Raw genomic sequence first — 24,251 nt, 5'->3', positions numbered from 1 at the left:
AAAACGCCCATAGATGTGGAAGCCCTACGCTACGCCCGCACGGAAATGCTTAGCGGAAAAAATGTGGAACGAAGCGGCTGAAATTCCCCGTAACCGGCTCAGAAGACTCGCGAATCCCCATACCGCCGCACTCCTGATCGATCATCCACAGCCCCAGCACCGGATACTGTCCATCGAAGACCGCCGGCGGCGCCAGCGCCTGATCCACGCACAACCGCTCCGTATAGTCGCCCTCGGTGGCGTAGACCGTTCCGTCCGCACGCACCAGCGTGATATTTGCGCCCTCACGCGAATGCATCGGTTTACGCACCGTTCCCGGTGCAGGCGGCACGCTCAGATCCGCGAAGTATGCCGGCAATAGATTGGGATGATCCGGATACAGCTCCCACAAGATCGCCAGGATGCCTTTGTTCGAGAGCAGCATCTTCCAGATGGGCTCCATCCACTTCACTTCCTGGTAGATCTCCAGCGCCGAAGCGCCGAACTCCTCCTCCACCATCGTCTCCCATGGATAGAGCTTGAAGATGGAGTCGATGCGACGGTTTTCCAGATCGACAAAAATGCGCCGGCCGCTGTCCCATCCGATCTCTTCCATCAGCAACTGTCCGGTGGGAATGCCCGCCTGCTCCGCCGTATCCCGCAGATACGTCGCCGTCAGCAGATCCTCCGGAGCGTTGACACTTGCGAAATACACCGGCTTCGAAAGATACGGAGCAACGTCCTTCCACTTGGCAATCAGACGGTCATGGATCGAGTTGAACTGGTCTGTTCCCGGACGCACCTGCTCCATCCATGTCCACTGGATGACTGCGGCCTCCAGCAATGCCGTGGGCGTGTCTGCGTTGTACTCCAATAGCTTTGGCGGTGTCACACCGTCATAGCTGAAATCGAAACGGCCATAGATCGCGGGTGGTTCCTGCTCCCACGCCCACTCAATCATTGGCACAGCCTCGCCCGCGATCTCCAGCTCGTCGTAGCGCTGGTTGTCGATGACATGCTGGGCGGCGGCGAGACACATCTGCTGCATCTCATTGGCCGCAGCCTCCAGCATGTCGACCTCGGCGGACGAAAACTCATAGCAGGCCGACTCATCCCAGTACGGCGAGCCATCCTCCAGCGTGTGAAAGGTGAGGCCCTGCTCTTCGACGATCCGCTGCCAGTCACTGCGAGGAGAGACGCTGGAACGCTTCATTCGCCACCTCCGTGGCCAAAGGAGCTGCCGAAACCACCACGGCTGACGGTGCCATAACTGTGCCCCGCAAGCGGAACATAGCTGCCGCCGCCGACACGCGTGCCGAGGGCGTAGTTACCCCAACCGCCGTAGTAATAGCGATAGATGTGAGGGATATATCCGGGCTGATTAGAGACCGGCTGCTGCGGCAAACCGCAGAGGCTGTTGTCCACAACCACGCCGCTTTCATCGACGCACCGCTGCATCTCTTTCTGTTTGCAGGCAGTGAGCAGAGCAAGCGCGGTAGCAGCGAGAAGTGGTGCAGTAACGTGCGCGGAGCGTTTCATGGGTTTGAGCCGAAGTGTTTCAGTGGCTTATGGAAGAGTACAGCTTCCGCCGTGAGACATACCCACGGCGGAAGCTTCTGACAGAGAGTTACTTCACACGCTCGGCAAAGACCTTCTGCGCGGCAATGAGTCCCTTACCGAACTCAAGGCCAGGCACCGGCAGCTTGGCGGCAACGGCAACCTGCTCCAGAGCGCCGATGATGGCGATGGTGTCCAGGTAGTCGAAGAAGCCGATGTGCGCGATGCGGAAGAGCGAACCCTTCATCTCGCCCTGACCGTCGGTGACAATAGCCGCGAACTTCGACTTCAGCCCCTTCACGATCACACCCGAATCAACACCCTCGGGAGGCAGAATCGCGGTGGCGGCAGCAGCCTCGTAACCCTTGGGAGCGAAGAGCTTCAGCCCCAGAGCCTCAGCCGCGGCGCGCGTCATCGCGGCGCAGGTCTCGGCATTGTCCACTAGCTTGGTGCGCCCGGCCTTCAGGTCGCCATCAGCCTGACCCGCGATGTAGTCCAGCGAAGCACCCAGAGCAGCAATCAGCGAAACCGGTGGCGTGTAGGCAGACTCGCCCTTGGCCGCGTTCTTGCGTTCCTTGCGCAGGTCGAAGTAGTAACGCGGATTCTTGGAGGTCTCCATCCGATCCCACGCACGCTGGCTCACCGCCAGGTAGCTCAGGCCTGGAGGCATCATCACAGCCTTCTGCGAGCCTCCGATCAGAACATCCACACCCCATGCATCCATATCGAGATGCGTGGTGCCAAGACCGGTGATCGCATCGACGATCAGCACAGCCTCAGACTTCTCCGCCTTCAGCAGCTCGGCAATTCCCTTCACGTCGTGGCGCACGCCCGTGGAGCTCTCGGTCGCCTGCACAAATACTGCGGTGGTATCCGGCTTCAGCGCAGCCTTCACCGCATCCAGCGAGACGGTCTGGCCGTAGGGGGCGCTGACAACATCCGCATGACATCCAAAGGCCTTGGCCAGGCCTACCCAGCGCTCGCCGAACTTACCGGCGGTCACCACCAGCACGCGGTCGCCGGGCGAAGTCAGATTGGAGACCGCAGCCTCCATGGCGCCCGAACCGGACGAAGAGAGCAGAATCACGTCGTTGGAGGTACCAACGAAATCCTTCAACTGTGAGAGCACCTTGGTGAACAGAGCGCGGAACTCGGGGGTGCGATGGTGAATGTCCGCCGCTGCCATGGCGAACTGTGCTGCCGGGAGCAGGGGTGTCGGACCGGGCGTAAAAAGGCGTGTTTTACGGATCATGATGCCTTGATTGTAGTCTCCGTGTCGATTAGCGAACAGGCAGACCGCGTCTTACAATCAGTAACGGTGGAAGCATCTTCCCTGTTGGTGTAACGCAGAGCTTTCACAATCTTATGGGCGTTTTCCGCAATGAAAACGCCACTGCACGCTGCGTCGGGTACCCAGTAACAGGGAAATGCTCTAGAACCGGAAGGATAGGCATATGGCCATCACAGAACAGATCGGCAAAGACATCATCACCGCGATGAAGGCCAAAGAGGAGCTGCGGCTCACCACGTTGCGCATGGCAAAGGCCGCGCTCAAAAATAAGGAGATCGACAAGCGCGAAGCGCTTACCGACGCCGAAGAGCAGCAGATTCTGACGACACTGATCAAGCAGCGCAAAGACGCCGCCGAGCAGTTCGCCAAGGGCGGCCGTCCGGAGCTCGCCGAGAAGGAACAGGCCGAGATCGTCATCATCGAGGCCTACCTGCCCAAGCAGTCGAGCGACGAAGAGGTTCTCGCCGTGGTGCAGGGCGCCATCGCCACCCTTGCCGAGACCGGCAACAAACCCGGGCCGAAGGACATGGGCGCAGCCATGAAAGTTGTACAGCAGCGCATCGCTGCCAGCGGTCTGCATGCGGACAACAAGCGTGTCTCCGAGATGCTGAAGGCGGAACTGGCGAAATAGATGCGCGAGACACAGGGTTTATTTACAGAAGAAGCCACGAAAGAAGCAGGCTGGGTCTCAGCCTTCTGCGACGGCGGAGCACGCGGTAACCCCGGCCCCGCCGGCTTCGGGGCAGTGCTCTACGCTCCCGACGGCACCGTCCTCGCGGAGCTGAGCGAGTTCCTCGGCTTCCGCACCAACAACTACGCCGAGTACTCCGGCCTTCTGGCCGTGCTTGCCTACGCCATCGAACACAAGATCCCGCGGCTCAAAGTTACTTCGGACTCCGAGCTGATGGTCAAACAGATCCAGGGCAAGTACAAGGTCAGCTCGCCTGACCTGAAGCCCATGTGGGAAGAAGCCAAGCGCCGCATCCGCCAGCTCGATCGCTTCGAGATCGGCCACGCCCTGCGCAACAAGAACAAGGTCGCTGACCGCCTGGCCAACGAGGCCATGGACCGCGGCATGAAACGCGAGAACAAGCCCGACGGCCCACCGCCAGCTCCGCTGAAGGCCACGCCCTACCCGACCAAGTCCACAGCCCCGCCGAATCCCAACGGCAACCCTATGCTCCGCGGCTTCGTCCGCGATGGCGTAGTACACCTTCTCGGCGGCGCAACTCTGCCCGAAGGCGCCTTCGTGAAGGTGATCAAGGAATAGCCCCGCACATACGCTCTCTGTTTGTCATCCCTGAGCGGAGGACCTGCTTTCTTTACCCAACCCGGGTGCCCCCGCCCTCGCAACGCTAGGGTGGGCGTGGAGGCAACAATCTGTCTTTTGTTCAACCAATGTGGCTTCCTTTCCCACCCTAACGTTGTGAGGGTGGGGCACCCGGGTAGTACAAGAATCGGCTCCAAAACAAAAAGCCTGCCTCTACGAGGCAGGCTTTTTCTCAACGACGCGATGGCCTACGACAAGACAGCGATTGTTCTGTTGAAAATTTAGAGACCGGATGTATCATTCCTCGCACGCCCCACCGCGCCGTGAACATGAGTTCTATCCGCCGACACCCACGGCGGGGCCGATTCAGGAGGCGATTATGAAGAAAATGACAGTACTGGTCGCGGTTTGCACGATGCTTCTTGCGACATCACTCCGGGCACAGGCGCCCCAGGGCCCACCGAAGCCAGGACCTGAGCTGAAGAAGCTCGACTATAACGTCGGCACCTGGAAAGTGGAGGGCGAGGCCAAACCATTCGGGTCAATGCCCGGAGGTAAGTTCACCTCCACGGAAACGTGCGAATGGTACTCGGGCGGCTTCTTCGTCATGTGCCACGCGGAAGGCACCGGGCCGATGGGGCCGGAGAAGAGCGCCTCCTTCATGGGATATGACCCGAATGAGAAGGTTTATACCTACCATGCGTTCACCAGCGCCGGCGAAGTTATCGATGCGAAAGGCACGGTGAACGGCGACACCTGGAACTGGACCGCCGAATCCAGGATGGGCGACGCCAAGATGAGTGTGCGCGTCACCATCAAGGAAGTATCCAATACCGAGTACACGTTCAAGCTCGAGATGTCACAGAACGGTGGAGAGTTTGCGGTCGTTGAAGAAGCGACAGGTCACAAGGTAACCGCCGCGGCCCCGGCTAAGATGTAGGTTCCGTATTTCGGCGGGACTTGTGGCGCACCGCGCGGCAACAAACATGGGTTCTTCGCGGCCTAGTGCCACACCTATGTCCTCTCCGGCGACACGGGGAAAACTCGCGCTAAGTGTCCTTAAAACGGAAAAGCCTGCCTCTATGAGGCAGGCTTTTTCTCAACTCCCACAAACCTAATCCAACTTGCTCACACGATTCAATCCATTGAACGCCGCGACCTTGTAGCACTCCGCCAGCGTGGGGTAGTTGAACACCGTGTCCACAAAGTACTCAATCGTTCCACCCAGCGCCATCACCGCCTGGCCAATGTGCAGCAGCTCCGACGCGCCCTCACCGATGATGTGTACACCCAGCAGTGAGTGGTTCTCGCGATGGAAGATCAGCTTCAGACGTCCCGTCGTATCTCCGCGAATCTGTCCGCGCGCAATCTCGCGGTAGTAGGCCACACCGACTTCATACGGCACATCCTCTTCCGTAAGCTGCTCCTCGGTCTTCCCGATGAAGCTGATCTCGGGAATGGTGTAGATGCCGTACGGGTAGTAGCTCGGGTTCGACAGAATCGTCTCGTCGCCAAACGCACGCGCCGCAGCCACACGGCCCTGCTCCATGCTGACCGAAGCCAGCGAGGGAAAACCGATGACGTCTCCGGCGGCAAAGATATTCGGGCACTTGGTGCGGAAGTCCTTATCGACCGGAATACGGCCGCGGTTATCCGCCTCAACACCGATCGCCGCAAGATTCAGCTCATCGACATTGCCCTGACGTCCGACCGCATACAGCAACGTATCGCCCGTTACCTTCTTCTTCGACTCGAGGTTGGCGACCACCGTGCCGTCCTCCATCGATTCCACTGACTCCACCTCTTCGTTCAGGCGCATGGTCACGCGCGAGTCGCGGAGGTGATAGCTGAGCGATTCGACGATCTCCTGATCGGCAAACTCCAGCAGCCGTGGACGGCGCTCAATCAGCGTGCAGCGCACGCCGAGAGCGGCGAACATGCAGGTGTACTCCACACCGATCACACCGCCGCCGACGATGATCATCGTCTTGGGCAGAGTCTTCAGATCGAGCACCAGGTCGGAGTTGATGACGGTCGTGCCATTAATCGGCACCTTCGGCGAGGTCGCCGGCTTGGTCCCCGTCGCAATCAGCGTCGCCGCCGCCTCATACACCGTCGATCCACGGGAGTTGGTCACACGGACATGCGTGGGATCTTCAAAGCCAGCTGAACCGGTCAGAACTTCGATGTTATTGCGTGAGAGCTGCGCCTGGGTCACGTCAATCTCGGTCTTGATAACGTGCTGCACACGGAAGGCCAGGTCGGCCATCGTGATGCGCTCTTTCACCCGGTAGTTCATGCCGTAGATGGAGCGGTAGTTGTAGCCGGAGAGATGCAGCACGGCCTCGCGCATGGTCTTCGACGGAATGGTGCCTGTATTGATACAGGCGCCGCCAACGACCTCGCGGTTCTCCACCAGTGCGACCCTTTTGCCAAGTTTCGCGCCATGGATGGCGGCACGCTGACCGGCCGGGCCGGAACCGATAACGATCAGATCGTAAACACTGCTCATGCGCTCTTAAGGATGATCCCCGGTTTGCTCGTTTGGTTATACGTTGACGGGTCGCTTCTCTACGTTGTCAAACCCTAAGCTAACACAGGGGTTAGACTGTCACCTTGATGACTCGGTGTGCGATCACCAATCGAAAGATAGTTTCATCAGAGGAACAAGCCGCCCGGCTTGCCCTCCTCGACCTGGCATGCCGTTGGGCGAACTCCGGCATCGACTATTTGCAGTTGAGAGAAAAGGACTTAGAGGCTGCGGAGATGGTTTCGCTGGCCCGCCAGATGCTCGCCGAACTCTCCGGCAGCCGGACCAGACTGCTGATCAACGGCCGCCTGGACGTCGCCCTGGCCGCCGGAGCGCATGGAGTTCACCTGACCTCCCGGGAGGGAGAACTGACCCCGGCACAGGTCCGCTCAATCTTTCCCGAGGCCATCATCAGCGTCTCCTGCCACACCCCCGACGACGTCTGCCGCTCCCTTGACGCAGACTTCCTGCTCTTCGGGCCGGTCTTTGAAAAGTCCGTCCTCGGCGAACGGGTCGCCGAAGGTTCAGGTATTGAGCTGCTCCGCCAGGCGTGCCTTGCCGCCGGCCAGATTCCCGTCCTCGCCCTTGGCGGTATCACCGCCGCAAACACCAAAGCTTGCCTCGAGGCCGGAGCCGCAGGAATTGCGGGCATCCGGCTCTTCCTCTGACATATTCTGATATTTCACACAGGAGAACCCGCACGATGAAGCTTCACGGCCTTGCCGCAGCCGCCATCTTTGCCGCAGGCTGCGCCTTTGCGCAGACGACTGAGATCCACAACGATATTCCCGCCTCGTTCACGCCGCCCAAACAGCAGGCCGAGACCGTGACCAAGCCCGAGTGGGACTACACCAAGCGCGTCGAGATGGTGCCCATGCGCGACGGCACCAAGCTCTACACCGTCATCGTGATCCCCAAAGGCGCGAAGAACGTGCCCTTAATCCTGACCCGCACGCCCTACAACGCCGCCTCCCGCGCCGCGGCAGCCCGCACCCCTATCGCGACCGGCAATGCCGCCTCGCCCGAGCGTGGTGCAGGGAAGCAGGACTCAGCCCATATGATCGACGAGCTTGGCCTCGCCGACGAGGTCTTCGTCAACGCCGGCTGGATCCGTGTTTATCAGGACGTTCGCGGTAAGTACGGCTCTGAGGGTCCCTACCTGATGACGCCTCCGCAGGTCGGTCCCTACAACGCCACCGGCGCCGACGACACCATGGATGCGTATGACACCATCGACTGGCTGGTGAAACACGTGCCCGAGTCCAACGGCCGTGTCGGTATGCTCGGCTCTTCCTACGAGGGCTACACCGTGCAGATGGCCCTGCTGAACCCGCATCCGGCCCTCAAGGTCGCCCTTCCCGAAAGCCCGATGACCGACGGCTGGATGGGTGATGACTGGTTCCACTACGGCGCCTTCCGCGAGACCATGCTGGACTACATCATCGGCCAGACCAATCAGCGCGGTGGCGCCTACCGTGCTCCGAAACACATCTCTGAGGACCAGTACACAACCTTCCTGCACTATGGATCCTCCGGCGACTACGCCCGCGCCAATGGCATGGACCAGTTGCCGTACTGGAAAACAGTTGAGTCCCATCCCGCTTACGACGGCTTCTGGCAGGCCCAGGCTCTGGACAAGATCTCCATCGAGAAGCCGTTGACCGTTCCCACCATGTGGCTGCAGGGTCTGTGGGATCAGGAAGACATGTGGGGCGCCATCCATAGCTATCGCGCTACGGAACCGAAAGACAAGAACAACAGCATGAACTACCTGGTGATGGGCCCGTGGTTCCACTCGCAGGTGAATCGCGAAGGACGCGCGCTGGGACCATTCGTCTGGGACGGAGACACCACCCAATACTTCCGCCGCGAGATCATGATGCCCTTCTTCTCGCAGTACCTCGTGGACGGTGCTCCCAAAGCGAATACACCGCCGGTGCTGATCTACAACACCAGCGCCAACCACTGGGACCGATTCGACAAGTGGCCGCTCAGCTGCGGCAGCGGTTGCGAGAGCAGCGCCAAACCGATCTATCTCACCGCCAACGGCACACTAAGCTGGGATGCGCCCAAAGGCGGAGAACAGTACACGGCCTATACCTCTGATCCGGCGAAGCCTGTCCCCTATCTGCCCCGTCCTGTTTCGGAAGATCACTGGCGTACCTGGCTGGTCACCGATCAGCGCTTCGTCGATGGCCGCCCCGATGTCCTGACCTTCATCACCGAGCCGCTCAAAGAGCCTCTGCGCCTCAGTGGAACACCAGTTGTGAACCTGATGGCTTCCACCTCCGGAACCGACTCCGACTTCGCTGTGAAGCTGATCGACGTCTATCCCGAGAGTGCTCCTGACGACTGGAAGGGCTACGAGCTGCCGGTCTCGCTCGACATCTTCCGTGCCCGCTACCGCAAGAGCTTCGAGAAGCCGGAAGCCTTCAAGCCCAACGAGCCCGAACGAGTGAAGTTCGACCTGCCGCAGGTCAATCACACCTTCGAGCCCGGCCACCGCATCATGGTGCAGGTCCAGTCAACACTCTTCCCGCTCTACGACCGCAACCCCCAGACCTTCGTCCCCAATATCTTCGACGCCAAACCCGAAGACTATAAGAAGGCCGAACAACGCATCTGGCACGAATCCGGCAAGGCGAGCTTTATTGAATTGCCTGTAGTGAAGTAAGGCAGGTTGCCAGTTAACGGTTGCCAGTTTCCAGTTGAAAACCTAAGAGGGCAGGTTTCGCGCTTGCCCTCTTCTTATCAAGCAACACTAAGGGCGAAACGGGTAGACAGGTACAGACTAAGAGGACCCGCTGCAGGGTGTGTCGACAAATTCAGAAACACCCAGATCTCTTCCTTTTTGTCATTTCGCAGCGTAGCGGAGAAATCTGCTTCTCTACCCAGGCCTTCTCCCAACCCAGGCAACCCGAGATGTCCCGGCCAGTCCAACTGGCAACTGGCAACTGGCAACTGGCAACTGGCAACTGGCAACTGGCAACTGGCAACTGGCAACTGGCAACTGGCAACTGGCAACTGGCAACTGGCAACTGGCAACTAGCAACTGCCTTTCTCAATCACCGGGAGCCGGATGCGGCACATGCGCCGGAGCCGCGGCTTTCTTCGGGAAGAACTTTGCAAGACGCTTCTGCAGCTTGTCGAAGAAGAGATACACCGCCGGAGTCGTAAACAGTGTCAGGCACTGCGAGACCAGCAGACCACCCACGATGGTAACGCCCAGCGGCTTGCGCAGCTCAGAACCCGTCCCCGTCCCCAGTGCCAGTGGCAGACCTCCAAGCAGTGCCGCGAAGGTCGTCATCATGATAGGCCGGAATCGCAGCAGGCACGCCTCATAGATGGCGCCTTCGGAGTCCTTGCCGTGTTCGCGCTCGGCGGCAATCGCAAAGTCGATCATCAKGATGSCGTTCTTCTTCACGATGCCGATCAGCAGCACCATGCCGATCATAGCAATAACCGAAAGCTCCAGGTTGGTAATGAGTAGCGCCAGCAGCGCGCCCACACCCGCTGAGGGCAGCGTCGAAAGAATCGTCAGAGGATGGATAAAGCTCTCATACAGCATGCCCAGCACGATGTAGACCGTGATCATGGCAAGCAGGATAAGGATCGGCTCCGAAGAGAGCGACGACTGGAAGGCCTGCGCTGAGCCCTGGAAGCCGCCGACCACCGTCGATGGAAGGCCGATCTGATTCTTCACCCGCTCGATGGCATTCGTAGCATCGGAGAGCGAAACGCCCGGTGCCAGGTTGAAGGAGATGGTCGACGCCGGACGCTGCGACTGGTGATTCACCTGCAGCGGAACGCGGGCCATCTCAAAGTGAGAGAAGGCTGAGAGCGGCACCTGGGTTCCGTTCGTGCTCTTCACGAAGATGTGGCGCAGAGAATCGACGTCGGTCTGAAACTCCGGCGCAACTTCCATCACCACGTGGTACTGATTCAGGGTGCGATACGTCGTGGAGACCTGGCGCTGACCGAAGGCGTCCGACAGCGTCGAATCGATCATCAACGGCGTAATTCCAAGGCGCGATGCGCTATCGCGATCGATCACCAGTTGGTAACGCAGACCGTTGTCCTGCTGATCGGTGTTGATGTCACGAAGCTCCGGGATAACCGCCATCGCCTGCTGCAGCTTGGGGCCCCACTCTTTCAGTTCGGCTACAGTATCGGCCGTGACCGTGTACTGGAACTGCGCGGCAGACTGTCGCCCACCGATGTTCAACTCCTGCTGCGACTGCAGAAAGAGCTGTGCTCCCGGCGTGCCCTGCAGTCGCGGACGCAGGCGGTTGATGACGGCATCGGCGGTATCGCCATTCTTGATGCGCTCGTCATAGGGCCTCAGTGCCATGAAGAGATTGGCCGTGTTCGTAGCGCCGCCGCCGGGACCGCCTCCACCGACAAAGGACATGACGTGGTCTACGGCGCGATCCTGACGCACGATCGCCGCGAGCGAGATCATCTTCTGACGCATCGATTCGAACGAAGTATCCTGCTGACCGCGAATCTGGCCGCCGATACGGCCTGTGTCCTGCTGCGGGAAAAAGCCCTTCGGCACCAGCGTGAACAGATAGATGTTCAGGATGAAGGTACCGACCGTAATCAGGAACGTAAGGATCCAGTGCCGGATCACCCAGCGCAGGCCGCGATCGTACTCCTTCAGCATCCAGTTGAAGAACTTTTCGCCCCACAGATAGAAGCGGCCGTGTTTCTGCTGATCATGAGCCTTCAGAAACTTCGCGGAGAGCATCGGTGTTGTCGTCAACGACACCACCAACGACATCATGATGGCCACTGAGAGCGTCACCGCAAACTCCCGGAAGAGGCGTCCGACAATACCGCCCATCAGAAGAATGGGGATAAACACCGCGATCAGCGAGATGCTCATGGAGAGCACCGTAAAGCCAATCTCTTCCGACCCCAGCATTGCAGCCTCGAACGGCTGCATGCCCTCCTCCAGGTGACGCGAGATGTTCTCGATCACCACGATGGCATCGTCCACCACAAACCCGGTCGAGATCGTAAGCGCCATCAATGAGAGGTTGTCGAGCGAATAGCCCAGCAGATACATCACGCCGAAGGTGCCCATCAGCGAGAGCGGCACCGACACTGAGGGAATCAGTGTCGATCGCACCTCACGCAGGAAGAAGAAGACGACCAGCACAACCAGACCGATCGTCAGCATCAGCGTACGAGTAATATCGTTGACCGAGGCGCGGATCGTCGTGGTGCGGTCCAGCGCCACATCCAGTGTGACCGCCGGTGGAATGGTCGCCCGTAGCGTGGGCAGTAGCGCCAGAACACGGTCCACCGTCTCAATGACGTTTGCTCCCGGCGACTTGAAGACCTGCATCAGAATAGCGGGCTTGCCATCGATAAATCCGCCGGTCTGGATGTTCTCAATCCCGTCGTAGACCGTCGCAACATCCTTGATACGCACGATGCCGTGCGCGTTCGCAGCAGCACTGCTGGACTGGTTCGATGCCGCCACCGGCGTGCGGTTGGCGTTGTTCGCCGGGCCGTTTGCCGTATTGGTGGTTGTGCTGGTCGTCGAACTGACCGCGGCCACGGACGAGGGCAGACCAGTCGAGGCCGTCGCGCTGGATACATTGCCGCGGTCGGTTGCAATGATCAGCGGAGCATACGCTGCGGCGCCGAAAAGCTGATCCGAGGTCGAAACCGCCCAGCGGTTCTTGTCATCCTGCAGATAGCCCGTGGGCTGCAGCACATTGATCTGACTGATCGCCGTGCGCAGCGCTTCCAGGCCGATACCGTAGGCCGCAAGCTGGCGGGGATTAGCCTCAACGCGGACAGCGGGCTTCGCTGAGCCGCCCGCAAAGACCTGGCCGACGCCCTCCACCTGAGCAATCTTCTGCGAAAGAATCGAGTCGGCGACGTCATAGAGCTGCGCCGGCGTCATCGATTCCGACGTCAGCGCCAGCATCACAATAGGCGCGTCTGCCGGATTGATCTTGCGATAGCTGGGGTTCTGCGGAAGATTTGCCGGGAGCTGGGCGCGGGCTGCATTGATGGCTGCCTGTACATCGCGTGCAGCTCCGTTGATGTCGCGAGAAAGATCAAACTGCAGAATGATGCTCGACGTTCCCGTACCGGAGACAGAGGTCATCTGCGTAATACCGGCGATGCGCGAGAACTGACGCTCCAGTGGAGTCGTAATCGCCGAAGCAGTCGTCTCCGGGTCAGACCCGGGGATGCTGGCATTGACTGAGATCGTCGGAAACTCGACCTGAGGCAGAGCAGCCACCGGCAGAAACGTATACGCCACTGCTCCCGCCATAAGAACAGCGATCGAAAGCAGGAAGGTGGCTACCGGCCGTTTGATGAAGGGTGCTGAAATATGCATAGGAGAAGTACCTCAGTCCGCCGAAACCGCATGCTCGTGGTCGCGCAGCCTGCGATCGGCGTCCTCCGTCTTGAAGTACTTGCGTCCGATACGGTCAAAGAACAGATAGACCACCGGCGTGGTGTAAAGCGTGAGCACCTGCGAGACGATCAGACCGCCGATGATCGTGATTCCCAGCGGCCGCCGCAGTTCGGAACCCGTACCCGTCCCCATGGCCAGCGGAACGCCGCCGAGCAGCGCCGCCATCGTCGTCATCATGATAGGACGGAAGCGCAGCAGGCATGCCTGATAGATCGACTCCTCCGGAGTTTTGCCGTGCTCACGCTCGGCCTCCAGAGCGAAGTCGATCATCATGATGGCGTTCTTCTTCACAATGCCGATCAGCAGGATGATGCCGATCAAGGCAATCACGTTCAGAGAATCACGAACAATGATCAATGCCAGAATGGCGCCCACACCCGCCGAAGGCAGCGTCGAGAGAATCGTGATCGGGTGGATATAGCTTTCATACAGCACACCCAGGACGATATACACCACGATCAGTGCGGCCAGAATCAGGATCGGCTCATTCGCGAGCGAAGCCTGGAAGCTGCGCGCCGTTCCCTGAAACTCGGTGTTCACGCTAAGAGGGATGTTCATCTCCTTCAGCGACTTCGAGATCGCATCCACGGCATCACCGATGCTCTTGTCAGGCCGGATATTGAAGGAGATTGTCGCCGATGGGAACTGGCTCTGGTGATTGATGGAGAGCGCTGTCTTCGTCTGCTCGAAATGCGTGAAGGTCGACAACGGCACCTGCGTTCCATTCGAGCTCTTCACATAAATATGGTCGAGCGAGTCCGGAGTCCGCTGGAACCTGGGTCCCGCCTCCAGCACCACGTGGTACTGATTGATCTGCGTATAGATGGTTGAGATCTGCCGCTGGCCAAAGGCATCGTCCAGCGTGTCATCGATATTCTGCGGCGTAACGCCAAGACGCGATGCCGTGTCGCGATCGATCACCAGGTGCGCGCCAAGTCCGTTGGGATGCTGATCGCTGGTAACTGCCGTGACTTCAGGCAGGGTGCGCATCTTGTCCATGATCTGATTCACCCAGCTCTGCAGCTCGATCGGGTCCGCGTCTTCGACCGACAACTGATACTGCAGCGCGCTGACGCGATCCTCCACCGTGAGGTCCTGCGAAGGCTGCAGGTAGGTCTTGATGCCTTCGACCTTGTCCAGCTCCGGCTCCAGGTCCTGGATGATCTCGCTGGCGCTCCTGCTGCGCTCTTCGCGATCTTTCAGCGTGATTTGGATACGGCCGGAATTGATGGTCATATTGGTGCCATCGATTCCGATAAAAGAGGAGACGTTCTCCACGTTCGGGTTTTTCAGCACCACCGATGCCAGCGCCTTCTGCTTCGCGGCCATAGCAGTAAAGCTGGTGTCTTCCTGACCCTGCGTAATACCCAGAATCACGCCGGTGTCCTGCACCGGGAAGAAGCCCTTTGGAATGTACATATACAGCAGCACGGTGGTGACAAAGGTGCCAACCGTCACCAACAGCGTCAGGGTCTGGTGACGAAGCACCCAACGCACGCCCACGGCATACTTGTCGATAACGTAGTTGAAGAACTCTTCACTCTTGCGATAGAACCAGCCCTTCTCCGACTCCGGAAGGTGCTTCAGCAGTTTCGCTGCCATCATCGGCGTCAGCGTCAGAGAGATGACTGCCGAAACCAGGATCGTAACCGCGAGCGTGACCGCGAACTCACGGAACAGCCGGCCGACAATGTCGCCCATAAAGAGCAGCGGGATCAGTACGGCGATCAGCGAGATGGTCAACGACACGATGGTGAAGCCGATCTGTTCTGAGCCCTTTAACGCCGCATCCAGCGGCGAATCGCCCATCTCCAGATAGCGATCGATGTTCTCCACCATCACGATGGCGTCATCCACCACGAATCCCGTGGAGATGGTCAGGGCCATCAGCGAAAGATTGTTGAGCGAGTAGCCCAACAGGTACATCACGCCGAAGGTGCCCACAATCGACAGCGGTACCGCCACCGACGGAATGATGGTGGCGCGCCACGACCGCAGGAAGAGGAAGATGACCAGGACAACCAGCCCAATGGTCAGCATCAGCTCGAACTGTACATCCTTGACCGAAGCACGGATGGTATTCGTCCGGTCTGTAAGCACGTCGATGCGAATCGTGTTCGGCAGTGTCTCGCGCAGACGCGGCAACAGCGCCTTTACGGAGTCCACAACCGAGATGATGTTCGCGCCCGGCTGGCGCTGGATGTTGACGATGACCGCGGGGTCTTCATTCCACCACGCCGCCTGGTACAGGTTCTCTGCCGAGTCCACTGCATTTGCGATATCCGACAGCCGGACCGGGGAGCCGTTGCGATAGGCAACGATCACGTTGCTGTAGTCAACCGCCGTAGTGAGCTGGTCGTTGGCGCCGATGGTAAAGGCCTGACGCGCTCCCGAGATGCCGCCTTTGGGCTGATCGACGTTCGCCGAGGCCAGCGCCGTGCGGATATCTTCCAGCGAGAGACCATAACTGGCCAGTGCCGTTGGATTGGCCTGGATACGGACCGCCGGCTTCTGACCGCCCGCGATGCTTACAAGACCGACGCCCGAAAGCTGCGAGATCTTCTGCGCCATGATCGTGTCAGCCAGATCTTCCACCTTCGACAGCGGAAGCGAGCTGGAGCTGAGCGCGAGGGTCAGAATCGGCGCATCCGCCGGATTGACCTTGGAGTAGATCGGAGGATTGGGAAGGTCTTTGGGCAGGTAGGAGCCTGCTGCGTTGATGGCAGCCTGAACGTCCTGCTGAGCGATGTCGATCGACTCATTCAGATTGAACTGCAGCGTGATGACCGATCCGCCTCCCGAGGAGATAGACGTCATCTGCGTCAGCCCGGGGATCTGGCCGAACTGGCGCTCCAGAGGCCCGGTGACGGACTGCGTCATCACCTCCGGACTCGCTCCCGGATAGAAGGTCAACGTCTGGATCGTGGGGTAGTCCACCTGGGGCAGCGCCGACACCGGCAACTGCAGATAGGCAACCGCTCCGGCAAGAAGAATGGCCACCATCAACAGCGAGGTGGCCACTGGCCGGAGGATAAACGGCCTTGACGGACTCATGGTTGTTGTCCTCCCTGAGGACGCTGGCCGCGAGGACGGCTACTGTCACCACGGCCCTGCCCGGAGTTATTGCCTCCCGGTGCGGTAGAACCGGGAGCTCCGGCCCCGGTGGCTCCGCCCTGGCCGCGACGTCCGCCGCTACCCTGGCCGTCGCCCATGATGGCGCCGCCTGTCATCGGATTCGCCGGACGCACCGTGACGCGCGCGTTATTGCGCAAGCGCTCAGCACCGTCCGTCACGACCATCTCGTCCGGCTCGAGGCCACTGGAGATGATATCCAGCGTTCCCTCGGTCGCCTCAATCTTGATCGGGCGAATCTCGACGTAGTGCGGGTCCTGCTGCGCTCCCTGACCTTGTCCGCCCTGGCCCTGCGCACCTTGGCCCGGCGCACCTTGACCTTGCGCACCCTGACTCTGTCCGCTGCCTTGGCCCTGGCTACGACGGCCGCCGCCGGCTCCCTGACGCTGGCCTCCAGCCTGGCCTGCGCCACCTGGGCCAGCCGGTGCATCAGCATTCGCCGGAGGATTTCCCTTCTTGACAGCGTACACAAAGGTGCCCTGCGTTCCGCTCTGTACGGCTGCCGTAGGAATGACGATCGCATTCGGGCGGTTCTCAAGCACCAGGCGGATATTCACGAACTGGTTCGGGAACAGGGCGCTGTCGTTGTTATCGAAGACAGCCTTCAACTTGGCCGTTCCGGTGGTGGTGTCGATCTGGTTGTCCGTGGTCAGCAGCGCGCCCTTGGACAACAGAGTCGTGTTGGAACGGTCGTAGGCTTCCACCTGCAGCTTCTGCCCGGAACGGGTGCGCTTCAGCACCTCCGGCAACTGATCTTCGGGTAGCGTGAAGATCACGCTGATCGGGTGCATCTGGGTGATGACAATCAGCCCGGTAGTCGAAGCAGACGAGACGATATTGCCGGGATCTACCTGGCGCAAGCCCACAACGCCGTTGATCGGCGAGTTGATCCGGGTATAGCTCAGGTTGACCTTCGCGGTCTGGATCTGGGCCTGGTCAGCCTTGACAGCTCCATCGGCCTGTCCGGCGGCAGCCTCCTGCGCCTGTGCCTGCTCACGGCTTACAACGCCGGCGGCATACAACTGGTCATACCGCGTTGCCTGCTGACGGGCATTCGTTGCCGTCGCCTGGTCACGCGCCAGGTTGCCCTCGGCCACAGCCAGCGCAGCTTCATACGGAGCAGGGTCGATCAGCATCAGCGGTTGGCCCTGCTTCACCTGCTGGCCTTCCGTCACATTCACCCGCAGCAACTGACCATCGACACGCGAGCGGATGGTCACCGTGTTATAGGCGGTAACCGTTCCCAGTGCCGTGTAATAGATCGGCATGGTGCGCTGCTGTACTCGAGCAGCCGCCACAGCAACAGGTCCGCCAAAGCCTCCACGACCGCCGCCAGGTCCTCCGGGACCGGCCCCCTGCGTCGCCGCATTCTTGCGGTTATCCACGATCTTCCAGACACAGAAGCCCACGAAGGCGGCAATCAGCAGGACGATGATGATCTTGCGGAGGACGCTGCCCTTTTTGGGCCCCTCTTGCGCAGGCGGTGCATCATGGTGTCCGGGCGCGGGCCGCGCCGGCGTCGATTCGTGCTCGGGCTTCTGTAGAGTCGTCATGACCTTTAAAATCTATTCCAGATGATGTAGATGTCTTTGAAACGTTAGGGTGGTAATCTCCCCGGACAGAGCTAGGAAATTGTCCTGGGGGCTAGTGCAAGCGTACTTCAAAATACGGACGACCCCCGCAGAAGGTTTCTCAAAACTGACGCGAATTTATAATCGAGCCATAGCCTAAGGCGGTGATCTTGCCAGTAGAACTTCAAACGATAGACGCTCCAACCCAGCGAGTGGACGTACCACTTTGTGTAGATCTGGACGGAACGCTCGTAAAAAGCGATACCCTGCACGACGCTCTGATGGTCATGCTGCGGCATTCGCCGGGCAGCATTCTGAAGGCCTTCGGCTGGCTGCGCCAGGGCAAAGCCGCCTTCAAACGAAATGTCACCTCAGTCGTAATGCTCGATGCCGCGCATCTGCCCTACAATCACGTGCTCCTGCAGTACCTGCGCGAAGAAAAAGCCCGCGGACGGAAGATTTATCTGGCTACGGCCGCCGAGAAAGCTCTCGCTGACCGTGTGGCCAGCCACTTGGGTATCTTTGATGGCGTTTTGGCCAGCGACGGTAAGATCAATCTGGCCGGAAAAAATAAACTCACAGCTTTTCAGGAAATGTTCCCTGGGGGCTTCTGCTACATCGGCAACGCTCTGCCCGACGCCAGGCTTCTGGCCGCATGCGAGACGCCGATGGTCGCCAACCCGCACGGACGCTTGAAAGTCGCCATGAAGCGCTCCGGCACCGTCCCGGTGCGGGTATTCGAGGACAAGAAACCAGCGCTGAAGGCCTTCCTCAAGGCCATCCGTATTCACCAGTGGGCCAAGAACGTCCTGATCTTCCTGCCACTGCTGCTGGCGCACCAGATCCGCTGGAATACCGTTGTCGGCGCCACCGTCGCCTTTCTGAGCTTTAGCTTCTGCGCATCGGCAACCTACATCATCAACGATCTATTGGACTTAGAAGTCGACCGCAGGCACCCGCGCAAACGTCTGCGCCCGTTTGCCGCAGCCGACCTGAGCGTAGGGGCCGGTTTCGCCATCATTGCCAGCTTCCTGGCAGTCTCGGTCCTTCTGGCGGTTGCGCTTCCCTATCTCTTCCATGCGGTTCCGAGCTACACCTGGTTGCAGCAACCCCATAAGTTCCTTCTGTGGCTGGCGATCTACGCCGCCATGACGCTCAGCTACAGCTTCCGGCTGAAGCGCATGATGCTGGTGGATGTCATCGTCCTTTCTATGCTTTACACCGTACGCATCGTCGTTGGCTCGGTGTCGACGGGGATTACGGTCACCACCTGGCTGGGCGCCTTCAGCATCTTCTTCTTCCTCTCGCTGGCCTTCGCCAAGCGATTTGCAGAACTGGAGAACCTGCGCGCCCGCGAAAAAGACAACGCCGCCGGACGCGGTTACCGGGTCAGCGATCTGGAGCAGTTGCGTACCTTCGGCGCGGCCAGCGGATACGCGGCCGTCGTCGTTCTGGCGCTCTATCTCAACTCACTGACCGCGCAGAACCTGTATCCGCACATCACCCGCCTGTGGCTGCTGATCCCGATCATCATCCTGTGGGTCAGCAGGCTTTGGATGGTGGCCTCACGCGGCGATCTGGACGAAGATCCCGTGGTCTACGCCCTGGAAGACAGGCGCAGTCTGATCCTTGGTGCCATGATGCTGATCGTCGTCCTCTCGGCAATCATTCCCCTCTAGTCATGCTGGCTGAAGTGCGCATCATCGTGACCGGTGTCTCCAGCAGCAACACCGGTCGTGATGATGCGGGAACCTGAATCATTCAATTCTTCCATTCGCCCCAACGGAGCCATTTATCCTGATACACGGCGTATGAGTGATTTGATTCCGCAACTGAACGACTACAGCGAAGCTGCCCTGGACCAGGCCTTCACCGGCCTGCTGGATGAGGTGCGCCGCGAAGCGGCCACCCTTGCCTCTCCCGAAGCCGTGGAGAACTTCCGCCTGGAGTGGCTGGGACGCAAACAGGGCCGGCTGAAGCTGGTCAGCGATGCATGGCTGAAGACCGCTCCCGTCGAGGCAAAGAAGGCCCTGGGCATGCGCTTCAACCAGTTGAAGCAGGAGATCGAGGCCGCTCTTGAAGGTGGCTCTGCCGTCGGCAGTGATAAGAAAGCGGCATCCCTCGATATCTCTTTGCCCGGCATCTCCCCTCGCATCGGTGTGGAGCATCCGCTGGTCAAGACCATGCAGCAGGTCGTCGGCGTCTTCAAGGCAATGGGCTACTCCGTCGGCACCGGCCCGGAGGTCGAGACCGACTTCTACAACTTCGAAAGCCTGAACTTCCCTCCGAACCATCCCGCTCGCGATACCCAGGACACTCTGGTGATCGCCGGGCAGGAAGGCAAGCCGCTGCGCGAGCGCCTGCTCATGCGCACACACACCTCTCCGGTGCAAATTCGCACCATGGAGAAGCAGCCGCCGCCCCTCCGCATCGTGATCCCCGGCAAGGTGCACCGCAACGATGCCGCCGATGCCACCCACTCGCCGGTCTTCCATCAGGTCGAAGGACTCTGTGTCGATACCAACATCACCTTCAGCGACCTGAAGGGAACGCTGGACCACGCGATGAAGGCGCTCTTCGGTTCGGACGTGAAGACACGCTTCTTCCCCTCGTTCTTCCCATTCACAGAGCCCAGCGCCGACGTGCAGATCAGCTGCCCGTTCTGCGGCCAGAAGGGCTGCCGCAAATGCAAGTACTCCGGCTGGATCGAACTGCTGGGCTGCGGCATGGTCGACCCAGCCGTCTTCGGCTTCGTCAACTACGACGCGAAGAAGCTCTCAGGCTTCGCCTTCGGCATGGGCGTAGAGCGCATCGCCATGATGCTCTACGGCGTAGGCGACATCGGCCAGTTCTACTCCGGCGACATGCGCTTTTTGGAGCAGTTCGCGTAGAAACAAATTGAATGAAGGAATGATTGAATAAATCAGAAGGCCCCGGAGACCCTGGGGCTTTCTTCTTCCGTTCGAACTTTGCTTGTCATCCTGAGCAAAGCGAAGGACCTGCTTTTGACAGGCCCATGCGCTGGGGTGCCCCCACGTTCGAGCGCCAGCTCGAACCTTATTCAATCATTCAATTCTTCAATCATTCATTTGCTCAAGCTTTGCTTCCGCGCCGCCTCAAACTCATCTCCCGGATTCCACGTAATCGGCGGCTGCGTCAACGACACATACCCCAGCTCAATCCCCAGCCGGCACAGATTCGCCAACCCGCTGAAGTCCCACTCAGGACGGAAGTTGTCACTCACGTTGTGATAGTCGTTCTGATTGAAAAGCTCAGCTTGCTTGCGTCCCCAATCCTTGTCATGCCCCTTGTAGGTCCCGCCCTGGCCGAGCGAAAAGGCCGGGACACCTGCATGCGCGAAGGAGAAGTGATCGGAGCGGTAGTAGCCTCCGCTCACATCAGGCCGAGGTGCCGGGATCGTATATCCGAACTTCTTTCCGGCCGCCTCCATCGTGGGATAAAAGCTGGTGCGCTGCACACCGCCCGCATGAAGCTCTGAGCCCATCCCCAGCGGCAGAATCTCGTCAAAGTTCAGATTCAGGTTGATCTGCCCAAGTGGGACAGGAGGATGCTGGGCCAGATAGAGCGATCCCAGAAGCCCCTGCTCCTCCGCCGTAACTGCCGCGAAGACCATGGAGTGCGGCGGCAGCACCTTCGAGGACGTAACCGCACGCGCGATCTCCAGCAGCATGGCCGTCCCCGTGCCGTTATCCGCAGCGCCATTAAAGATAGCGTCCTCACCGGGTTTTGCGTCAGCCTTTACACCCAGATGGTCGTAATGCGCCGAGTAGACCACCGCTTGATCCTGAGCCGTGCGCAGCACCCCGGGATAGATACCGATCACATTCGGCGACTGGAAGTGACGGACGGAGCTCACAACCGTCGCCTTCAGCGAGACCGGCAGCTCACGCGCCTGGAAGCCGGGCTTGGCCGCGGCGGAGAACTCGGCATCCAGCGTTGTGCCGGCTGACTCAAAAAGCTTCTTTGCAATATCGAGCTGGATCCACGACGCCGCCGAAAGCTTGGGGTCTTTGTCCTGCGTCAGGAAGGTCTTCTCGGAAGTATTGGAGTTGCGGACGACGTCCCATCCATAGCTCGCCAGATCGGTGCGATGAATGATCAACGCTCCAACGGCGCCCATCTCCGCGGCATGCTCAAACTTGTAGGTCCAGCGGCCGTAGTAGGTCATGCCCTTGCCGCCGAAGAACTTCGGGTCATCGGACGGAGGATCGTTGACGATGCAGAGAATCACCTTCCCCTTTACGTCCACGCCCTTATAGTCGTCCCACTTGTACTCAGGCGCGGTGACGCCATACCCCACCCAGACGATCGGTGCATCGATCGCCGCCTCCGGCTCAAGCTTCGAGTTGAAGACGACAAAGTCCTCCGCAAAACGCAGCGGCATTGGCGCGCCGGATTTTGGCACAAGCGTAAAGGTTGTCTTCGCCGGGTCGGACTTAACACTGGTGAAGTCCACCTGCTGGAAATAGGTGCCGTTGTCGCCGCCGGGACGCAGACCATAGCTGGCGAACTGTGTCGCGATAAACTTCGCGGCCAGCTCGCCGCCACGCTGACCGGGATAACGGCCCTCTAACAGGTCATCAGCAAGAAACTGATCGAAGCCACGAATCGAGTCAGCCGAGACAGTGTTCTCCGCTGCTTCGACAGTAGGAGGCAATGGCTTGGTGGTTGCGGTTTGGGCAGCCAACGTTCCGGCAAGGAGAGAGAGGGCGAGCGCTTGCTTCATGGGGCAGAGGTTTCTCCGTGAGAATTCGAGTTTATACAAATGCACCAGAGGCTGGTACCAGCGGGCAATGCCATCTTCGACACAACGAAGTAAGGGGATTGGCTGAGGAGCGCATGAAACCAGGATCTAGTTCGCTGCGGCAATCGCCGTGACGATCTTATCCATGGCATCCCGATCAGCATTGGTGCGCGGATAGTGTGTGCTGACCATCACTGAGAAGATCAGCGTCTTCCCGCCGGCTGTATCGACATATCCCGATAGGGCACGCGCCTCGGACAAGGTTCCCGTCTTGGCATAGAGATGATCCTTCATCGGCGCATTGGGGAAGCGGGCAGCCAGGGTTCCATCTTCTCCTCCGATCGGCAGTGTCCTCTTCCAATCAGCAAACCACGACTGCGTGGCCGCGTAGCTCAGCAATTTGCCGAGCGCCCGTGGCGTAATGAGATCGTGGCCGGAGAGCCCACTGCCGTCGAAGAGGACGAAGTCATCCGGATCGACACCGGCGCGCGTCGTCACGAAGCTCCGGATGACGCGCGCGCCCTCAACCGTTGAGCCTTCATTGCCATAGGCCACGCCAAGATGATGCAGGAAGAGCTCGGCATGCAGGTTCTGCGAGATCTTGTTGGTCCACAGCAAAGCATCGATCAACGGCACCGAGGCGTGGATCGCCAGAACCTTACCGGCCGGCTCTGCATCGGGCTTTGCCGCGCCGAGCGCCAGCGGCTCATGCGAAGCAGCAAGGAAATTCTTCGGAGCAGGAGAGACCGGCAAGCGATGACGCGCAACAGCTTTACCCGTCACCTCGATACCGCGAGCTTCGAGAAGCTGCTTCAGAGCAAGCGCGGCGAACTCCGCGGGATCGTGGATCGCCAGCGACTCGATATAGGGTTTTGCGTCAGACGCGATTGTTCCACTCAGACGTACTGTCCTGGAACCAAGATCGCGCTCCGAGGAGATCCGTGTCGCAGAGCCGGGAGCCCCAGTGATGATGTGCAGTTCCAGGGAGTAATACGGCACCGCAGGAAGAAAGCTTGCCGTCGCCGGCTTGCCAGGATCAGTCGCAGGCGTGATGGTGACATCGATACGGTTGTCGTTGATGGTCAGAGCGCTGACCGGCGAGCCGTCATCGCCGACGGTGTCATCGATCGCCCAGTCCTCCGGATACGGATCCCAGGGAAAGAGGGTGTCATCGCCGACGATATCGCCGTTGATCACCTTCAACCCGCTCGCCGCCACCTGGTCGGCCATCTGCGCCAGGTACTGCAGAGGATCGGCTGCCGGCGGAGCAGGCTTGGGGCGCTGGGAGGGCGAGAGATACGGGAAGCTACGGCCGGAGAGATTCGGATCACCGCCACCGACCAGCACCAGGTTACCCGCCAGCGCCGCGGGCGTCGCATAGATTCCTTCTGCGGTAATGCACGTCGTAAAGGTTTTCTGCGGACCAAGCAATGCGAGAGCGGTGGCTGTCGTGAAGACCTTGTTGTTCGAAGCGGGAACAAAATACTGCCCGTCGTTCAGGCCATAGACTGGCTTGCCATCGAGAGTGGAGACATAGACACCCCAATGCGCGCGACTGACTGCCGGATCTGCAAGGATGACAGTGACCTGCTGCGCCAGCGTTGGTTTGCGCGATGCTTTCTTGTCTGCAGCAAACCCTGGCAGGCTGATAGCAGCCAGTGTCACGACAGCACAAAGCTGCCGCAAGGTCTTCGTTCCACTCAATCGCATG

Annotated in this window: 16 protein-coding genes; 7 read left to right on the top strand and 9 right to left on the bottom strand. The window is 59.7% G+C overall.

Annotated elements, in window-relative coordinates:
• Positions 1-49: 49 nt before the first annotated feature.
• The 3 genes from AB4Y89_RS13315 to AB4Y89_RS13305 all read right to left on the bottom strand — a co-directional run bounded on the left by AB4Y89_RS13315 (position 50) and on the right by AB4Y89_RS13305 (position 2,788).
• Positions 50-1,192: a glutathionylspermidine synthase family protein gene (locus tag AB4Y89_RS13315; RefSeq protein WP_442301419.1), complete on the bottom strand. Its 1,143-nt coding sequence runs from the start codon at positions 1,190-1,192 to the stop codon at positions 50-52.
• Complete coding sequence (locus tag AB4Y89_RS13310) at positions 1,189-1,518, bottom strand: hypothetical protein (RefSeq protein ID WP_442301418.1); 330 nt, start codon at positions 1,516-1,518, stop codon at positions 1,189-1,191. Before AB4Y89_RS13310 ends, AB4Y89_RS13315 begins: the two co-directional genes overlap by 4 nt.
• Before the next feature lie 88 nt (positions 1,519-1,606).
• On the bottom strand, positions 1,607-2,788 hold the full coding sequence (locus tag AB4Y89_RS13305) for a pyridoxal-phosphate-dependent aminotransferase family protein (RefSeq protein ID WP_442301417.1): 1,182 nt from the start codon (positions 2,786-2,788) through the stop codon (positions 1,607-1,609).
• A gap of 202 nt (positions 2,789-2,990) precedes the next feature.
• Between AB4Y89_RS13305 and AB4Y89_RS13300 the strand changes: the two genes are divergently transcribed.
• From AB4Y89_RS13300 to AB4Y89_RS13290, 3 genes are all read left to right on the top strand, one after another.
• Positions 2,991-3,458 carry a GatB/YqeY domain-containing protein gene (locus AB4Y89_RS13300; protein WP_442301416.1) on the top strand — a complete coding sequence of 156 codons (468 nt, stop codon included), beginning with the start codon at positions 2,991-2,993 and terminating at the stop codon, positions 3,456-3,458.
• Complete coding sequence (locus AB4Y89_RS13295; protein ID WP_442301415.1) at positions 3,459-4,097, top strand: ribonuclease HI family protein; 639 nt, start codon at positions 3,459-3,461, stop codon at positions 4,095-4,097.
• Between the two features lie 379 nt (positions 4,098-4,476).
• Positions 4,477-5,037: a DUF1579 family protein gene (locus tag AB4Y89_RS13290; RefSeq protein WP_442301414.1), complete on the top strand. Its 561-nt coding sequence runs from the start codon at positions 4,477-4,479 to the stop codon at positions 5,035-5,037.
• Between the two features lie 174 nt (positions 5,038-5,211).
• On the opposite strand, the gene sthA is transcribed toward AB4Y89_RS13290, so the two are convergent.
• On the bottom strand, positions 5,212-6,609 hold the full coding sequence (gene sthA, locus AB4Y89_RS13285; RefSeq protein WP_442301413.1) for a Si-specific NAD(P)(+) transhydrogenase: 1,398 nt from the start codon (positions 6,607-6,609) through the stop codon (positions 5,212-5,214).
• A 107-nt stretch (positions 6,610-6,716) separates the two neighbouring features.
• Between sthA and AB4Y89_RS13280 the strand changes: the two genes are divergently transcribed.
• Positions 6,717-7,295, top strand: a complete 579-nt coding sequence (locus AB4Y89_RS13280) for a thiamine phosphate synthase (RefSeq protein WP_442301649.1) — start codon at positions 6,717-6,719, stop codon at positions 7,293-7,295.
• A 35-nt stretch (positions 7,296-7,330) separates the two neighbouring features.
• Positions 7,331-9,301: a CocE/NonD family hydrolase gene (locus tag AB4Y89_RS13275; protein ID WP_442301412.1), complete on the top strand. Its 1,971-nt coding sequence runs from the start codon at positions 7,331-7,333 to the stop codon at positions 9,299-9,301.
• Positions 9,302-9,688: 387 nt separating this feature from the next.
• Here the strand turns inward: AB4Y89_RS13275 and AB4Y89_RS13270 are convergent, their stop codons facing one another.
• Genes AB4Y89_RS13270 through AB4Y89_RS13260 form a run of 3 tightly spaced genes read right to left on the bottom strand, consistent with a single transcriptional unit; the run spans position 9,689 to position 17,757 of the window.
• Positions 9,689-12,991, bottom strand: a complete 3,303-nt coding sequence (locus AB4Y89_RS13270) for an efflux RND transporter permease subunit (RefSeq protein WP_442301411.1) — start codon at positions 12,989-12,991, stop codon at positions 9,689-9,691.
• A gap of 12 nt (positions 12,992-13,003) precedes the next feature.
• Positions 13,004-16,126 carry a multidrug efflux RND transporter permease subunit gene (locus AB4Y89_RS13265; protein ID WP_442301410.1) on the bottom strand — a complete coding sequence of 1,041 codons (3,123 nt, stop codon included), beginning with the start codon at positions 16,124-16,126 and terminating at the stop codon, positions 13,004-13,006.
• Positions 16,123-17,757: an efflux RND transporter periplasmic adaptor subunit gene (locus AB4Y89_RS13260; protein ID WP_442301409.1), complete on the bottom strand. Its 1,635-nt coding sequence runs from the start codon at positions 17,755-17,757 to the stop codon at positions 16,123-16,125. The genes AB4Y89_RS13265 and AB4Y89_RS13260 overlap by 4 nt, the downstream gene beginning before the upstream one ends.
• Before the next feature lie 230 nt (positions 17,758-17,987).
• Here AB4Y89_RS13260 and AB4Y89_RS13255 point away from each other — a divergent pair, with 230 nt between their 5' ends.
• Entirely contained in the window at positions 17,988-19,454 is a 1,467-nt protein-coding gene (locus AB4Y89_RS13255) for a UbiA family prenyltransferase (RefSeq protein ID WP_442301408.1), read from the top strand.
• Positions 19,455-19,586: 132 nt separating this feature from the next.
• A complete protein-coding gene (gene pheS, locus AB4Y89_RS13250; protein ID WP_442301407.1) occupies positions 19,587-20,666 on the top strand; it encodes a phenylalanine--tRNA ligase subunit alpha in 1,080 nt (359 codons plus the stop codon).
• 194 nt (positions 20,667-20,860) lie between these two features.
• On the opposite strand, the gene AB4Y89_RS13245 is transcribed toward pheS, so the two are convergent.
• The gene (locus AB4Y89_RS13245; RefSeq protein ID WP_442301406.1) at positions 20,861-22,522 is read right to left on the bottom strand and encodes a M28 family peptidase; all 1,662 of its coding nucleotides are present in this window, start codon (positions 22,520-22,522) and stop codon (positions 20,861-20,863) included.
• A gap of 126 nt (positions 22,523-22,648) precedes the next feature.
• On the bottom strand, positions 22,649-24,226 hold the full coding sequence (dacB, locus tag AB4Y89_RS13240; RefSeq protein WP_442301405.1) for a D-alanyl-D-alanine carboxypeptidase/D-alanyl-D-alanine endopeptidase: 1,578 nt from the start codon (positions 24,224-24,226) through the stop codon (positions 22,649-22,651).
• Positions 24,227-24,251: the final 25 nt, after the last annotated feature.

Origin of the sequence: Terriglobus sp. 2YAB30_2, from assembly GCF_052114765.1 — a bacterium.
Lineage (GTDB): Bacteria > Acidobacteriota > Terriglobia > Terriglobales > Acidobacteriaceae > Terriglobus.
Note: the sequence above shows the minus strand (reverse complement) of the source record. Positions and strands in the feature narration are given on the sequence as shown.